The sequence below is a fragment of the Cronbergia sp. UHCC 0137 genome, from assembly GCF_034932285.1.
GTDB lineage: Bacteria > Cyanobacteriota > Cyanobacteriia > Cyanobacteriales > Nostocaceae > Cronbergia.
Genome location: NZ_JAYGHC010000012.1, coordinates 111,449 through 127,301, shown reverse-complemented (window position 1 = coordinate 127,301; position 15,853 = coordinate 111,449). Strand labels below are relative to the sequence as shown.

At 37.9% G+C, this 15,853-nt stretch carries 14 protein-coding genes; 6 read left to right on the top strand and 8 right to left on the bottom strand.

Annotation, left to right across the window (positions count from 1 at the left end; all coding sequences use genetic code 11):
• Nucleotides 1-443: 443 nt before the first annotated feature.
• Nucleotides 444-1,481, top strand: coding sequence for an adenosine deaminase (locus VB711_RS08255; RefSeq protein WP_323285382.1), 1,038 nt, complete (start codon nt 444-446; stop codon nt 1,479-1,481).
• 784 nt (nt 1,482-2,265) lie between these two features.
• Nucleotides 2,266-2,478: a hypothetical protein gene (locus VB711_RS08250; RefSeq protein WP_323285380.1), complete on the top strand. Its 213-nt coding sequence runs from the start codon at nt 2,266-2,268 to the stop codon at nt 2,476-2,478.
• A gap of 79 nt (nt 2,479-2,557) precedes the next feature.
• Here VB711_RS08250 and VB711_RS08245 read toward each other — a convergent pair whose 3' ends face one another.
• The 3 genes from VB711_RS08245 to VB711_RS08235 form a co-directional block, all read right to left on the bottom strand.
• Nucleotides 2,558-4,066 (bottom strand): UbiD family decarboxylase, encoded by a 1,509-nt coding sequence (locus VB711_RS08245; protein ID WP_323285379.1) that lies wholly within the window; start codon nt 4,064-4,066, stop codon nt 2,558-2,560.
• Nucleotides 4,067-4,340: 274 nt separating this feature from the next.
• Nucleotides 4,341-4,685, bottom strand: a complete 345-nt coding sequence (locus VB711_RS08240) for a type II toxin-antitoxin system PemK/MazF family toxin (RefSeq protein WP_323285378.1) — start codon at nt 4,683-4,685, stop codon at nt 4,341-4,343.
• Nucleotides 4,672-4,869, bottom strand: a complete 198-nt coding sequence (locus tag VB711_RS08235) for a hypothetical protein (RefSeq protein WP_323285377.1) — start codon at nt 4,867-4,869, stop codon at nt 4,672-4,674. Before VB711_RS08235 ends, VB711_RS08240 begins: the two co-directional genes overlap by 14 nt.
• Before the next feature lie 116 nt (nt 4,870-4,985).
• Between VB711_RS08235 and VB711_RS08230 the strand changes: the two genes are divergently transcribed.
• Nucleotides 4,986-5,186: an AbrB/MazE/SpoVT family DNA-binding domain-containing protein gene (locus tag VB711_RS08230; RefSeq protein ID WP_416233571.1), complete on the top strand. Its 201-nt coding sequence runs from the start codon at nt 4,986-4,988 to the stop codon at nt 5,184-5,186.
• 204 nt (nt 5,187-5,390) lie between these two features.
• Here VB711_RS08230 and VB711_RS08225 read toward each other — a convergent pair whose 3' ends face one another.
• Nucleotides 5,391-6,503, bottom strand: coding sequence for a hypothetical protein (locus VB711_RS08225; RefSeq protein ID WP_323285375.1), 1,113 nt, complete (start codon nt 6,501-6,503; stop codon nt 5,391-5,393).
• 145 nt (nt 6,504-6,648) lie between these two features.
• Between VB711_RS08225 and VB711_RS08220 the strand changes: the two genes are divergently transcribed.
• Nucleotides 6,649-6,909 (top strand): AbrB/MazE/SpoVT family DNA-binding domain-containing protein, encoded by a 261-nt coding sequence (locus VB711_RS08220; protein ID WP_323285374.1) that lies wholly within the window; start codon nt 6,649-6,651, stop codon nt 6,907-6,909.
• Nucleotides 6,903-7,226 (top strand): type II toxin-antitoxin system PemK/MazF family toxin, encoded by a 324-nt coding sequence (locus VB711_RS08215; RefSeq protein ID WP_323285373.1) that lies wholly within the window; start codon nt 6,903-6,905, stop codon nt 7,224-7,226. Before VB711_RS08220 ends, VB711_RS08215 begins: the two co-directional genes overlap by 7 nt.
• A gap of 16 nt (nt 7,227-7,242) precedes the next feature.
• Here the strand turns inward: VB711_RS08215 and VB711_RS08210 are convergent, their stop codons facing one another.
• Nucleotides 7,243-7,575 (bottom strand): low molecular weight protein tyrosine phosphatase family protein, encoded by a 333-nt coding sequence (locus VB711_RS08210; protein ID WP_323285372.1) that lies wholly within the window; start codon nt 7,573-7,575, stop codon nt 7,243-7,245.
• Nucleotides 7,576-7,734: 159 nt separating this feature from the next.
• The gene (locus VB711_RS08205) at nt 7,735-9,060 is read right to left on the bottom strand and encodes a DEAD/DEAH box helicase (protein WP_323285371.1); all 1,326 of its coding nucleotides are present in this window, start codon (nt 9,058-9,060) and stop codon (nt 7,735-7,737) included.
• 466 nt (nt 9,061-9,526) lie between these two features.
• Here VB711_RS08205 and VB711_RS08200 point away from each other — a divergent pair, with 466 nt between their 5' ends.
• Nucleotides 9,527-10,360, top strand: coding sequence for a carbohydrate ABC transporter permease (locus VB711_RS08200; RefSeq protein WP_323285370.1), 834 nt, complete (start codon nt 9,527-9,529; stop codon nt 10,358-10,360).
• 71 nt (nt 10,361-10,431) lie between these two features.
• Here VB711_RS08200 and VB711_RS08195 read toward each other — a convergent pair whose 3' ends face one another.
• Both VB711_RS08195 and VB711_RS08190 read right to left on the bottom strand, forming a co-directional pair.
• On the bottom strand, nt 10,432-11,139 hold the full coding sequence (locus VB711_RS08195) for a sugar transferase (RefSeq protein ID WP_323285369.1): 708 nt from the start codon (nt 11,137-11,139) through the stop codon (nt 10,432-10,434).
• Between the two features lie 315 nt (nt 11,140-11,454).
• Entirely contained in the window at nt 11,455-15,618 is a 4,164-nt protein-coding gene (locus VB711_RS08190; protein WP_323285368.1) for a hypothetical protein, read from the bottom strand.
• Nucleotides 15,619-15,853: the final 235 nt, after the last annotated feature.

Below are 15,853 nucleotides of genomic sequence, written 5' to 3'. Positions count from 1 at the left end.
CCCTAAATATGAGTTATTGATTTTATCTCTTGTAGGGTGTGGTTCGGCAAGCTCACCAACCACGTCAGACCCGATAATTGAGCATCTAACAGATTTGCTCTATCTGACGCACCGCACTAATATGTAATTCCAAAAGCCTGAAACTAAGCAATTTCTCTCATACATATCAAGTCCTATACTACTAAAGGTGCGTCAGAACCGATAATTTGCTCATAATTAACAAAGTTTTGCAATCTGACGCACCCTACTAATAACCCTCTTGATTCCTCTCCGCGCCTCTGCGCCTCTGCGTGAGACAGAAAAAAGTGGTTAATTTACCCAAAAATCACTGTAACAAAGTTTTGCAACCCAATACCCATGATTAACAATCTCTCTATGGGTATAGATTTTTTTTATCCAAAACTTTGTTAAAATTAATGAAGTTTTTACATAAAATGACCACTATGGCTTTATACGCTGAATTGCATAGGCATCTGGGTGGTTCTGTTGTACCTCGTGTATTATGGCGATATTTCGAGCGTCATAATACTGATTTAATTTCACGTTTTGCAGAATATTCAGAATTTGAAGAATTTTATACCCGTCCCCGCAATACCTTAGACGAATATCTGGAATTGCACACCTTGGTAGAAAGTGTACAAACGGTAGAAACTTTACCTTACTTTATCTATCGCTTGTTACGTGGTGCTTATATTTTTGAAAATTTGGCTTATTTGGAACTGCGGTATACTCCTTATTTGCGAACACCTGATCATTTGAGTCAGTCCGAAAGAATTGATAAAATGGCGGAAATCGTCGCAGTTGTGGGGAAAGCCAGCCATTTACCAGAATATCCCATTGTTACTAGCCAAATTCTCTGTATGCACTCCCGTTTACCTTATGAAGTAAATCGGGCAATTATTGATTTAGCAGCAGAAAATAAAAACTATGTCTGCGCGGTAGATGTAGCTGGGGGTGATAGTTACTATAGCGATCGCTTAACAGAATGGGTTAAACTCTATGATTATGCCCGTTCTTTGGGAATTAACACCACAGGACACCTTTATGAAACTACTGCTGGTTGCTATCCCCAACTTTTACCTTATTTAATGCGAATTGGTCATGGAATCCAAGTTCCTTTACTGTATCCAGAATTACTTCAGGATATAGCCAGACGTGGACAATGTTTAGAAGTTTGTCCTACAACTTACTTAAAAACAGGTACTTTGCAGGATATTCGCCAACTAAAGCTAGTTTTTGACCGTTGTTTTGATGCAGGTGTAGATATCGCCATTTGTACTGATAACGCCGGATTACATAATGTGCGTTTACCGTTTGAGTACGAAAATCTTCTAACTTATGATATTATCAATTTTAAACAACTGCAAGCTTGTCAAGAAGCGGCTTTCCGTCATGCCTTTGCTTGGCCTTACAGTCAACGTCCAGCATCGTTGTTAACTGGCTTACTCAAACCTGAACCTCCCAAAATATTAGCTAGATAACTCAAGTTGCTAATTATTAATTTTCAGATGTTTTCTAGTCTGTAGGGTGCGTCAGACAGAACAATTTAGGCTAAAATCACTAATTTTAAGTTTCTGACGCACCTTACCTCATCTAAACTAGCAACTTACGCTAGATATACTAAACTCGGCTTAATTATTTGATTCGGTGGGTAAGGGTTTAGCATTGCTCATTGGTGTCAACTTAGGCTCTAATCGTTGTCCCACAGCCGTTTTACCCCACCCCTTAATCCCCTCCCCTCAAGAGCTACCGTGTACACACAAGTCTTATCAAGATTAAATCGGCGGTTAGAAACCGCAACTACACAGGCAAAACCCACCTCCGTGGGTTAAAAATAAGTAGTTTTTCTTCAGTCCACGCAGGTGGACTTTGTTTGTGTAGCCGTGATTTCTAATCGCCAGGGCTTGTTTTGGGTAATCAGATCACTTGTGTGTACACCGTAGCTCAAGAGGGGAGGGGAGATTTTGCTTTAGCAAAAGCGGGGGTGGGGTTCTTCTTGATTGTTGGGGAACTGAATAAGTTTGATCTAACGGCATTACAAGAGTTTCATGTTAAGTTGACACGTGTGAGCATTGCTAAACCCCTACAAATCTGGGTTTTTCGTAATTTTCTAAAAGTCCATGTCTCAACCGTTTTTAGTATAGAATAGATCCCCGATTTCTTAATGAAGTCGGGAATCTGGGTAGTTTAGATTAAGTGATACAACTTTACTGAAAATGGGTATAACAATAAGATAACTGATTTTCTCACTTACCAGGTGTTTTTATGAAACGCTATCTGAATTTGCTATTTATTGGTTTTCTGCTGTTTGTGGTGTTAGGAGATAAGGTTTTACCAGGTGAGATAGGAAAGGCTAGTACCCATACCCGTACAGCTATGAACAATTTTTTTACTGGATTGTTTCCTACCTGGCAACCAAAAACCAAACCTTACGAACGGACAGAAAAGGAATTGCGGAAATTAGAAGAAAAAAAGTAATAATATTTTTACCATTTTATTTCTCTCTTCCTGACTCCTAGCCCTAACCAAAAGATTTTTCCCGCAAGCCCTAAATATATTATTTCATGTCATAACCAAATAAATTTGGGTCAACTTCTCCTAGTCGCAAATTTCCTAAACCATATTCTTTCCAGCGTTTTTCTACCATGGCCGCCACTTTGGGATCTGATTCCAATGGTTCACCCCATTCATGGTTTGTTTCTGGGGGAATTTTCGTAGTGGCATCTATACCCATTCTACCACCTAAACCTATTTTTTCACTGGCAAAATCTAAGGTATCAAAGGGTGTATTGGGTAAAATAAATACATCTCTTGTGGGGTCAACCTTGGAACTAATCGCCCATACCACTTGACGAGGATCACGAATATTGATACTCTTATCGACGACGATGACAAATTTGGTGTAGGTAAATTGGGGTAAGGCACTCCAAAAAGCCAATGCTGCTCGTCGCGCTTGTCCGGGATAGGCTTTATCTATGGAAATAATTGCGGCTTTGTAACTTAAAGCTTCCATTGGTAGGAAAAAATCAACTATTTCTGAGACTTGTTGCCGTAGTATAGGAGTATAGATCCGATTGAGAGCGATCGCCATCATTGCTTCTTCTTTCGGTGGACGGCCGCTAAATGTTGTTAGATAGATGGGATCTTTGCGGTGGGTCATACACTGAAACCGCACCAAGGGCGAATCTTCCACCCCACCATAGTATCCCATGTGATCACCAAAGGGTCCATCTGGTAACACTTCCCCCGGTGTGATTGTTCCTTCTAAGACAAATTCTGAATCTGCGGGAACTTCTAAATCTACGGTTTTACATTTGGCTAAGTTTACCCCAGAACCACCATACAGTCCAGCAAATAACCATTCAGATAAATCTACAGGAATAGGTGTGGCTGCTGCCATTATAATCAAAGGATCAACGCCGAGAGCGATCGCTATTTCTAATTTTTTCCCCTGTTCGGCCGCCTTGCGTAAATGTCTCGCACCCCCCCGCACGGATAACCAATGTACTGTCATCGTTTTCGGAGATTGAAGTTGTAGGCGATACACACCTACATTAGGAGTTCCCGTTTCACAATCCTTAGTAATCACCAACCCTAGCGTAATTATCTTTCCGGCATCTCCCGGATAAGGTTGTATTAAGGGTAACTTATTTAAATCTAAATTATCCTCTTGAATCACCACCTGTTGACAAGGAGGAAAAAAATCTCTTCCCGGTTTTGCTTTTAGCACATCAAACAAAACCTTACCAAAATCTATCGCTTGGGAAATCTTTTTAGGCGGTTTTGGCTGTTGTAACATACTCAGTTTTTTACCAAGGGTTTCCAACTCCTCTGGTTTTTCCATATTCATCGCCCAGCATATCCTTTCCACAGTCCCCATGAGATTTATTGCTACTGGGAAGGAAGCCCCCTTAACGTTTTCAAACAACAAGCCAGGTCCACCTTTTTGCAGCATTCGGTTGGAAATCTCCGCAATTTCCAATTTTGGGTCAACTAAAGCAGAAATTCGCTTTAATTGTCCTTTTTCTTCTAGAATCTTGATAAATCCCCGTAAATCTCTGGCCATTGTTGTTAAAAATTAAGAAGTGTAAAGCTATTCTTATTTTAGTCTTTATTCAGAGTAATTTAAAGTATTAGTATATTTATACCATTAAAATTGGATTTTCCTCACGCAGAGACGCAGAGGCGCGGAGAGTAAGAGTTTGAAATTGTTGATTTTTAAATTTTATACTTCAGTTCAGCAATACCTCAATTCTATCTAATAATTGAGTATCTAACAAACTTTCCTTCATGCAGAAAGTGTGATATGGAAAAAAGACTATACTTCTTATCGGCTTTTATTAGTAATCTTCACTTTTAGAATCCTGATTTTTACATCCTAGCCAAAAAAGTAATATTTTTTCAACTTCCAGTAGTTCATCTGGTGTTAAATCTCCCAATTTTCTGATTAATTTTGCATGAGGAATTGTAATAATATTTTGAACATCAAATACTCCTGAACGCAAAAATTTTACCTTTACTTCTACTTCAAATCTTGAACCACGTGAGCTAGTTGTATGGGGAATTAATGTTGCTAATGCACGATCTTGTTCGAGTGCAGGAATACTGATAATTAAACATGGTCTGACTTTTGCTGTGTAACCCAGATCAACAAGCCAAACTTCTCCACGCCTAGGGGTACTCATAATCTGTTTCTTGTTGATCTAATTCTAAAAAAAGTTCTTCAGCATTCCACACTAAATCTTCATCACATAAAGCTGGAAAGTCTAAATTTGTAACCCGTTTCAAAATCTCCAGAGCTATTTCTAGCCTTTGTGATTCTGGTAAACTATCAAATGTGCTTAATAATTCTTTCACTAAAGTAGTCATGGATATTTTCTCCATACACTCTTATAGAATAACATAATTATACTAATTTTGTGTTAAGATTGTAAATATATTCATTTCTTCAATTACACAAAATGGCGAAATCTGTTTAAGTCAGAATAATAAAAATCGGCGATTTGCAAGGTATTTTTATTCCTAAAACAATGTTAGAACAAAGCGGAATTAACTCAGAATTAGAAATAGAAATTCAAGAAAATAATCTGATTATTCGCCCATTTAAACAAGTAAGAAAGGGTTGTGAAAAAGCATTTATAGAAATGGCAGAAAAAGGTGATGATGTTTTATTAGATGATGCCTAGTAACTGTAGTTGTTTTTTATACAGTTGCATAGCAATCATACTAAGCATTTGAGCTTTGTTGAACTCTCACATATCATTTAGGACTGCTATAGTCAAAATTTGACCGAATTATTTAAACATAAAAGTCAATCAAGGGTAGACCTTGCTACCACGATCTGAAAAGTCAGACCTGTTGACCGATAAGACTATTATAATATGTACTGTTTAGAATCCAAATAAGTGAGCAATTTCAGGTAATAAATGATTGATTTCGTGAACTATAGCAGTTGCTGTTGGTAACTCTGTTGATAATCCCTTCAGCATTCTAATTGCTCCCTTTGCTACTTGCTGCATTTTTCCCTCTTGAGGATTTTGCCCAGCTTCTGCTAAGGCTTTAACCTGAATCAATGCGTCATTTTTATCTTCTATTGATAAACTGGGTTCATTTTCAATAACTGCTTGAAGTTGAACTAACTTATCCGCTAATTCTGATGCTTCTAGTGTATCTGCTGTTCGTAATTGACTAATTGTATTACTTACACTGCCACTAATATCCCCTCCTGCTACAACACCACTAACTTCTGAGCCAATTACATTACTACTAACGTCACGTCCAGCTTGAATTTTGATTGGATTAGTTTCAGACATATTTACTCCTTGATTATGAGTTTGGATAATTGAACCAGAAAAAGCAGTTTGATTATTTTCATGTAGTATACACTGATTAAATATGTAATTGATAACCTTTTCAGAAACTGCTTGTTTGCTTATATCAACTTCTCCAACCTCTGGCACTTCAACTTCTATTGCCAAAACAAAATCTAAAATTCTGTTCTTAATTGTATCTAAAATAGCCACAAAAGTAGAAGTAGAAATATCTGTCCATGCCTGTCCACAAACCATATTTTCATAAACAATGTAGTTTAGACATATAACCAAATCGGCTGGCCAGATTAACCTCATAATGCTTTCATTATTTTGATTGGCCTGATTGACATCATTCTCTAAAGCACTAGCACTTTTTCGGACATATCTTAGTGATACAGCTTCTCTAAAATCATCAGGTATATTTGCCAAAGGAATTGGTGCATTTTTGACTCCGCTACCGAAACCTCCAAAAAAGTCACCACGACAACCCAAATTTGTTAAAATCCTATAGTCTGGTAACTCATCTTCGCTTTTATATCCATTAGCTTCTTTATCAACCCATTCCTTAAAAGCCTGATGATTCAAACGGTCAGCTAAAATTTTACACAAACGTAAAACATCGGCTATTTTGAATGTTGGATCACAGGTTGCATCTTTAATTCGTCGCAGTAGATTAATTGAAGTGTTCACTAGAAAAATGTTTTATTCAATACCTACAAGCCAATATAACTTAATAAATGTTACTTAGACAAGTGATTAATAATTTTTCTTCTACTTGACCCTTTCTATGTTTGTAACTACAATGTAAATACCACACTATCCCCAAAAACATAAAATGGGTACAGCAATCAAAACCCGAATAGTCAAAATCGGCAACTCCCAAGGGTTACGCATTCCCAAAACCCTATTAGAACAAAGCGGTATTAACTCAGAAGTAGAAATAGAAGTTCACGATAATCATCTGATTATTCGTCCAATTGAACAAGTAAGAAAAGGTTGGGAAAAAGCATTTATAGAAATGGCAGAAAAACGCGATGATATTTTATTAAATGACATCAATACAACAGAATGGGATGAAGCTGAATGGCAATGGTAGTCAATAGATTTGATGTGTTTCTAGTTAATCTTGATCCTACCATTGGGAGTGAAATTAAAAAAACACGCCCCTGTTTAATAATCTCACCCAACGAAATTAACCATCATATTGCTACCGTCATTGTTGCACCAATGACAACAAAAGGGCAACTATACCCCACAAGAGTAATTTGTCAATTTCAAGGAAAAGAAGGAAAAATTGTACTTGACCAAATTCGCACAATAAATAAAACTCGATTAGTAAAACTTTTAGGTCAAATCACCACAGAAGAACAAAAAGCCGTTTTGGATATCTTAGCTGAAATGTTTGCTGAATAATTACAAAGGTGATCACTCAATTAAATGTTCCCAATAACGATAAAACCTTCTGCTTTAACAACTCAATTAAAGCTGGTTCCATATATTCATACTCATCGCGAATGTCTAAACAGATCACCCTTTTACCCTTGAGAAAAGGCTGAAAATTTTGCGATAGCTTACTTTTATGGGATTTTTCCATGACAAATATTATATCAGCCCATGCGATCGCTTCTGTTGAAACTCGGTTTTCGGCGGTTCTGTCTAAACCTGCGGACTCTACTTCTAGTCCTGGATATTCAGAGAATACAGCTTCAGCCGTAGGACTGCGTAGTCTATTTTGACTACAGAGGAATAATAGCTTTTTCATTTATTTCTGAGCTTGATCTAAAAACTCTGCAAAATTGTGTTTTACCTCACTAGCAGAAAGATAATAGACATCTCCGGTAAAGTAGAGACGTTCCATGGAACGTCTCTATAGGGGTTTTAGGTCACGCATATTTAATTTTCACTCCATGTCTAATTAACCCTAGTTACCATATTTTTCACCCTTCCCAGAACGACGAGATTTAGCAGAACGCCCATCAGACTTTTTAGCACCTGGTACAGTTCGCGCCGACGATTTTTTACCCGGAGTCTGTGGTAAAGTTTTACCAGGAACCTTTCTGCGTCCTGATTGATCTTGAACTGGTTCAGGATTAATTTGGGGATTAGTGGCAAAACCAGCGATCGCTTCTGATGGTATCCTACGTTCGATCAACTTTTCAATTTCCGCCAACAACTTATACTCATCAGCAGACACCAGCGATACAGCTTCACCTTTTGCACCAGCGCGACCAGTCCGACCAATGCGATGTACATAATCCTCTGGTACATTGGGTAAATCAAAATTAACAACATGAGGTAATTCACTGATATCAAGACCCCTAGCCGCAATATCAGTTGCTACCAACACCTGTAAACTCCCATTTTTGAACTTTGCCAAAGCATGGGTACGCGCCGACTGACTTTTATTACCGTGAATTGCCAGTGCTTGAATGCGATCGTCCGTCAACTGCTTAACTAGACGGTCAGCACCATATTTTGTTCGGGTAAACACTAGCACTTGATACCAATTATCTTGACGAATTAGGTGAGCGAGTAATTGACGTTTGCGATCGCGATCTACTTGATAAACCTTTTGTACCACCGTTTCTGCGGTAACATTGCGCCGTGCCACCTCAATCATCGCTGGGTGATTTAGCAAACCTGCGGCCAGGTCTTTGATTTTTTCAGAGAAAGTAGCAAAAAATAATAAATTTTGGCGTTGCTTAGGTAAAAGTGCGAGAATGCGGCGAATATCCCGAATAAAGCCCATATCCAACATCCGATCAGCTTCATCCAGCACCAGAACCTCAACCCGCGACAGGTTCACCGTACCTTGCTGTACATGATCTAACAGTCGTCCTGGAGTAGCCACCAAAATATCTACCCCACTCCTCAAACGCTGTTTTTGCGGATTAATACTCACACCGCCAAACATCACCATTGATTTAAGATTCACGTACTTACCATAATCACGCACACTGTCTTCCACCTGTGCGGCGAGTTCACGAGTAGGGGTAAGAATCAACGCCCGGATGGGTATCCATCCAGTAGAAGAAGGTTTAATGTTATTATTCGACGACAAACGCTGTAAAAGTGGTAACGTAAAACTTGCGGTTTTCCCTGTACCAGTTTGCGCTCCAGCTAGGAGATCACCCCCCGACAATACAGCCGGAATTGCCTGTATTTGGATTGGTGTAGGTTTCGTGTACCCCCGTTCAGTTACAGCGCGGACGATTTCATTGGACAAGCCGAGATTAGAAAAAGACATAGAACTCCAGAATAACATCGGCCTGTCGCAACAGCAGCGTCAGTCTTAGGCGGACGGGTGGTTTAAAAGTCTGCATGGGCAAGTAACGCCCAGACTGAGAGCGAATGCCGTAATCCCCTATTATAACACATTAAGAGGGAAAATGAAAAGATTAAGAATATGAATTAAATCGACAGCGTAACGCACCATTCCAGGTTAAATCAGAATTGCAGGTTATTAAATTTGCGTTCCTTAGTCGAATGGTTAACGTAAAACCTATATCCCCCAAGGAACTCAAGTTCCTTGCTAATAGCCAAAGTCATCTAAAGATGACTAAATGCTTAGAAAATTCCTGAAAGACTTCCAAATAAAAAAATATCCCAAAATTTCTTGTGGTGCAGGCATCTTGCCTGCTAATAATACAAGGACGGGTAGGATACCCATCCCACAAGATTAGATCATCTGACTTCTCTAAACAGAAAATAATATGAACTGGAAAAACCCCCGACTGCAAACTATATTAATGTACGGATTATTGGCAATAATCGCCTTAATCATGCTATTCCCACTATTGTGGCTCATTAGTACAGCCTTAAAATCTTCGACAGAAAACATTTTACAATCACCACCGCAGTTATTACCCAGTCAACCAACATTAGAAAACTTCTCTCGCGTCTGGAAATCCCTACCTTTTGGTCAATATATCTATAACAGTAGCTTGGTAGCGCTGCTGACTGTCGGCTTGAATTTGCTCTTTTGTTCTTTAGCTGCTTATCCCTTAGCGAGATTATCCTTTGTCGGACGAGACTGGATTTTTATCCTTATTGTCTCAACAATTATGATTCCCTTTCAAATCGTGATGATTCCTTTGTATATTTTAACTGTGCAAATAGGGTTAAGAAATAGTTATTTGGGCATGATATTTCCCAGTTTAGCATCTGCTTTTGGGATTTTCTTGTTACGACAAGCTTTTATGAGTGTTCCTAAAGAAATAGAAGAAGCTGCTCGGTTAGATGGTAGTTCAGAGTTAGGATTATGGTGGGATATAATGTTGCCAGCTATTCGACCGGCATTAGCAACTTTGGCTATTTTTGTGTTTATTGGTTCTTGGAGTGACTTTTTATGGCCTTTAATTGTGATCCAAGATGAAAATTTATATACTTTACCTTTGGGGGTAGCCAAATTAGCAGGTACTTTTTCTCTTGATTGGCGTTTAGTAGCTGCTGGATCAATCATTTCTATTGCTCCAGTTTTGATATTATTTCTGTTTTTGCAGAGGTATATCGTACCTACAGATAGCGGTAGTGGGGTGAAAGGATAAAAAGTTGAAACCTGAAATTTTGGTTAACTTGTTCAAGCTAAAAATTCAAGCTTTGAGAAATTAAGAAAAAGTCAACAAGCACCATTTTTATTGAATACTACCCACAAAGTTTTGAGGATTAAACCTATGTCGTAAGTGATAGACCATTTACGTTGATAATCTAAATCCATCTGGACAATGGTTTCAAAATCTGTAATACTAGAACGGCCATTGGCTTGCCATTCTCCTGTTATGCCTGGTTTTACTCGCAATCGTTCCCAGTGGTGTGGTTCGTAGTTGGCGACTTCATCAAGGGTTGGTGGACGAGTACCAACTATGCTCATATCCCCCATTAGCACGTTCCAAAATTGCGGTAGTTCGTCTAAGCTGGTGCATCGTAAAAATTTACCTACGGTTGTAATCCGAGGATCGTTGGTAGATTTAAAGATGTGACCTTTGGCCTGGTTTTTAACTGTGTGCTTGATTTTGTCTGCATTAACTACCATAGAACGGAATTTCCAGATCCGAAAAGGTTTTCCTTGCAATCCACAACGCATTTGAGAATAAAATATGGGACCTGGATCATGAATCATGGTGGCAATTATTACTGGTATTGTAACTACTGATGTAATAATTAAACCAACAATAGCTCCAAGAATGTCTATTAATCTTTTTATGATGTTGTTGGTTGATGGATGTAATGTTTGTGTTGCTATGTCAACTACACTACTGTGATTCAAAATATTCTCATGAAATCCAATATAAACCTTGTTTTGATCAATAAAAGTTGGTACGAACATAATTTATCTTGATGATCTCTAAAATTATGATTTTCTGTTCTAGGTCTATATTGCCCTTTTTCAGGACGATATCTGTCATTTTCTGTGTATTACTTTTACGCAATATACTTTGTCTTTAGTAATATCTAATTATAAGTAATTTTTACTTATTTTTACTAAAACAAATTAGAAAATTGATACAATCTTCTAATTTAGGAAGGGTATTTTAAATTTTCAGTAATGTTTGGTGAGGGAATCCAACATTAATACCCATTTGTGAGATAATGACCATTTTATTGATGAATCAGAAGGTAAGGTGGATTGAATGAGTCTATTTTAACTCAGTGCATCTACAGTAAAATTAACCGAGTATGGTTCTTCTAAGGATTGGATGGTACTAGCTTTGATGGCATCTAGATATTTACGCAAAAATTGAAGTTGTTGAGGGTGGGGACGATAGGTAAGATTTGCTTGTTTTTCAAAGAGTGGTACGGTAGCGATCGCCTGATAATCGGGGTTATCTTGGGAATTAGCGGTAAGCCAGGCCGATTCTGAGGCTGAAGGAATTAAACCTGATGGTAATTCACCTTCTAAGAAAGCCAACAACCTTTGCTGACAGTTGCGAGTATTAATCCCCCTAAGTTCAAATAATTGCAGCACTTCACCAAAAGATAGGGGATGGTTGGGTAAAAGTTGGAGTAATTCAGCAAACAAGAAATAATCAGTATATTGTTGTCTTGGAACTTCTAAAATTTGGGGATGAAGTGGTAAAATAGATAAGCCATAAGCGACTCGACTACATTTAGGAGCGCCATTTTCACCCATATACACATCTTGGATGATTTTAGCGTTGGGGAGTTTTTGTCGTAACCACCGATTAATGGTGTTGACTGAAGCTAATCCTCCGGTAAGAATGGCTTGATTAATACCTTCTGTGGGGATTCCCTTAGTAACTAATAATTTGTTCAGTTCTCGGTTGAGACGACGGACAAAGGGAACAAAGACTTGACTTTCTAAATCACGACGCTGTAATACCCATCGCTGATCAGCTAATTCTAGGGTAAAGGATTCTTGGTGTTGTAATATTAGCTTTAAAGCTAAGGCTGCATCTAAGAGTGCTTGTCCTAGCAGTGAACTTTCTAAACGTTGCTGGAGACGAATGCGGGTGAGGGTGTCTGGTTCTCCAACTTTGGGTATTTCTAAGACTTCTAACCCCAAAGTGTCCCATTTCATTTGATCTAAACCAGGTATTGCCGGTTGCCAATGCCAACTATTGCTGTTATCGTTGGTGGAATTTTGCACTTCCCAACGGGGTTGTCGAGATTTTGGTGGTAGTAGTAGCTGACAGATAATATCCTGTTCAATACCTTTACCAGCATAGGTAAAACTGTGTAGTATAAAATCTTGATGGGTGAGTTGTCCTAAATTACCGGGTAAATCGACCAAAGCCATTTCGGTTGCGGTTGTGCCGATGTTAATTGCTAAGGTGTCACCAAACAAAGTGTATTCACTGGATTTTAGAGGACGCAAACCTTGAGTGGTGCTGACTTGAACTGGGGGAAAGTTGGGATTGGTGATTTCTGGGAGTAGTGTAGCGATCGCTTCTTCGATAAAATATATTTGTTGGGGATGGGAAACAAGTTGAGTGGTGAGAATAGCTTCGCGCACATTGAACCGATACTGTTCTGACCAATTGGACGGACAAGTGCAAATAATTCCAGATAAATGATTGATAATGTCCAAGAAATTTTGCGGTTCTATACCCACTGCATTGGCTATTAAAGCGGGTGTTGTGGTAGTTTGGTGAGATTTGAGGGTTAAAAGCAATTTGGAGAGCGATCGTACTACCCAAATCAAAGTCCCTGCTGAAGACTCATTTAATTGTAACACAGGTTCCCATTTTTGCTGTGTGTTTTTATAGGGAATTGCTACTTGTAAATAGGGTTTTAACTGTACTGAATATTGATGATGACTGGAATCTGGATTTGTTTCCAATCTCTGTGTTGTTTGTTTTTCTGTAACTACCACAGGTGCAGTTTTTGTACTTTCAATTTCCGACTGAGGTATAGAAACTTGAGGTAGATAAACTTCTGTCGGTAAGCGAAATGATTGTTGAAAAGAACGTTCACTTTCTTGATTATCTGCTGACCAGTAAATCGGATAAACAACAGATATTGAGGGGTTCAACAAAGATGCAGAAATTCCACTTGTCCCTAAATCAATCCCCAAATACCAAGGAGATTGAGGACGATTAAGAACAGTCTGAGAATCACTACTCAACGGAGAGTTAGAACGTAAAGAATCTTCAGGATCTTTGATCTGACTAAAATCAACACTTGTCTCGGATTGGGGAATATCAAAACCTGAAAAAGCCGTATTTGTCCAGTCTTCTATTGATTGATTATTCGGTGTTTCGGCTATTGAGTCAACATTCAATCTTTCTAATAAATCATCAGGATTAACTGTTAGTTCCCACTCAGGGTTTAACTGTCGGTCAAAATTAGTTAAGTCTCGATCTAATTGTTGTAATTGCTCGGCATCTAAGAATATTTCTGGTATAGTTTGTATTTGAGAATTTTCTAAAAGTAGTAAATCCTCCTCTGGAGAAGCGGGAATATAATCATTTATTAATAGTTCCTCTTCTTCTGTTAACAAATCTCCAGGTAATGCTAAATCATCCTCAATTAATGGGAGTTCTGATAGTTCTTGTTCTGAATTTACATCAACCAAAAGATCAGTTAAAACTGTTATTGTTGCGTCATATTCTGGTTCAATATCAATTGGTATTTCTTCCTCCTCAGCCAAAAACAATTCTTCTGCTGACTTTGATAATGAATTGTCAGCTTGAGACAATAAATCTTCAATCTGTTCTAATAGATGATCATCTTCGACAGAATCTATAACTCTTTCTTCCGGTAATAAATTATTCTCTTCTAGAGAATTTATAACTCTTTCTTCCGGCAATAAATCAGAAACTATAACTCTTTCTTCCGGCAATAAATCATTTTCTTCTACAGAATCTATAACTCTTTCTTCTGTTAATAAATCATTCTCTTCTAGAGAATCTATAACTCTTTCTTCTGTTAATAAATCATTCTCTTCTAGAGAATCTATAACTCTTTCTTCCGACAATAAATTATCATCTTGTTCTAGTAAATTAGGATTTTCTTGATTTATCCAAGGATCTACCAACACAGCCAATTCATCTTCTTTTATATCAAACATATTTGAAGAAAAAGAGGGTGTCTCTGGAGTAAATAGCTGAACATTTACCTCCTCAGATAAATCTGAACTGAGATTAGTAGTATCTTCAGGTCCAAACAAACTTGCATAAAGTTGGTCTACATCATCACTAACTACACCAAAAGTTGGTAATTGAAGACCTTGTGATGGTAATGTTTTGGGAATATTAGAAGTATTAGAAATCGAAGATAAAGAGTCATTGAATCCCAGTTCTGACAACATCAAATCCAAATCCAAATCTGCGGGAGTTTGTCCAACTTGAGCGCCAAAATTAATATTGGGTGAAGAGACATCAGTTAGAGAAACAGACGGTAAATCTTGGGAATTGGGTGTTGATAAAGATTCAGACAGAGTTTTATTTTCTAAATCTAACAACAAAGATTGATCTGAGGGCGATCGCTGTTGTAAATATTTAGATAAATTATTAATTAAATTAGCCACCAACTGTTCACCTTGCATCCCTTGACTGTGCATCCTTTCAAGAGATTGAGATAAGGATTGAGAATAAGTGTTAATATTGCTCTCAATCGACTCAAAAACAACATTTACCGTCCCATCTAATGATAGTAACCGTTGATCTAACTGCCTGGACAAACTTGCTAATCTTTCTAACTGATCCCCCGAATCTAAAATAGGTTGGAGTGCGGAACTTTCAGATTCTTGATTTTGGTTCTGATCACCCACCGTAAAACTAGGAGAATCAGCCGACGTAGGGGGCAAATATCGTGGCAAACCTTCCGTTAAACGACCCTTTAACAACTGTAAAAATTCAGCAATCATCTGTTCTTGATGAGCCAATTGTTGAGTTAAAGAGTAATTTTGCAGCCGCTTCTGCTCTAATTGGCGAATTTCTTGAATTAAATTAGCTCTTTCTTGTAATAATGCTGATAATTCTGCTTGTAAAGGCTGGATCAATAACGCCGAAAGTTCAGTTCTTAATTCACTTTTTAATTGTTCTGATTCAAAAATACCTTGTGGCTGTTGACTTTGAGTAACTTCAACCACAGGTTGATTATTATCTTGCTGCACAAATTTCGCTAACAAAGATGATAATGGTTGTGTTCCTGACTGTCCAGGAATACTCTGTTGTGGAACATCTATTTCTAATTTGACTAAAAAATTACGAACTCTTTGCAAAACTTCTCGGCCTGCTTGGGACTGACCAGGTAGCAGTCGCAAAAGGCGTTTTCCATCATTGACAAGTAAGTTGTCAATATCTGCAATTAGGCTACGAATTTCCTCTACACCGTAAGTCACGTTAAATTACCTTAGCTAAAAATGTACGTTGGCAGAAAAACTTTTGTTATCTAGAAAGGATCTTCCTGGCAATTGCTATACAACTACGGAAGTTAATCCTGAGCAATATTTAGTAAAATATGATACTAATTGATGGGCAGTACGGATTGGTTCATAAAATTCCTCAAGAATACTCCAAAAAAAGGTATAATAGATTTTGACGCAAATTTTACTATGTTTAAACCCCTATAGTAAA

Coding starts and splice junctions, on each gene's coding strand:
- VB711_RS08255 (WP_323285382.1), top strand. CDS start 444: ATGGCTTTATACGCTGAATTGCATAGGCATCTGGGTGGTTCTGTTGTA.
- VB711_RS08250 (WP_323285380.1), top strand. CDS start 2,266: ATGAAACGCTATCTGAATTTGCTATTTATTGGTTTTCTGCTGTTTGTG.
- VB711_RS08245 (WP_323285379.1), bottom strand. CDS start 4,066: ATGGCCAGAGATTTACGGGGATTTATCAAGATTCTAGAAGAAAAAGGA.
- VB711_RS08240 (WP_323285378.1), bottom strand. CDS start 4,685: ATGAGTACCCCTAGGCGTGGAGAAGTTTGGCTTGTTGATCTGGGTTAC.
- VB711_RS08235 (WP_323285377.1), bottom strand. CDS start 4,869: ATGACTACTTTAGTGAAAGAATTATTAAGCACATTTGATAGTTTACCA.
- VB711_RS08220 (WP_323285374.1), top strand. CDS start 6,649: ATGGGTACAGCAATCAAAACCCGAATAGTCAAAATCGGCAACTCCCAA.
- VB711_RS08215 (WP_323285373.1), top strand. CDS start 6,903: ATGGTAGTCAATAGATTTGATGTGTTTCTAGTTAATCTTGATCCTACC.
- VB711_RS08210 (WP_323285372.1), bottom strand. CDS start 7,575: ATGAAAAAGCTATTATTCCTCTGTAGTCAAAATAGACTACGCAGTCCT.
- VB711_RS08205 (WP_323285371.1), bottom strand. CDS start 9,060: ATGTCTTTTTCTAATCTCGGCTTGTCCAATGAAATCGTCCGCGCTGTA.
- VB711_RS08200 (WP_323285370.1), top strand. CDS start 9,527: ATGAACTGGAAAAACCCCCGACTGCAAACTATATTAATGTACGGATTA.
- VB711_RS08195 (WP_323285369.1), bottom strand. CDS start 11,139: ATGTTCGTACCAACTTTTATTGATCAAAACAAGGTTTATATTGGATTT.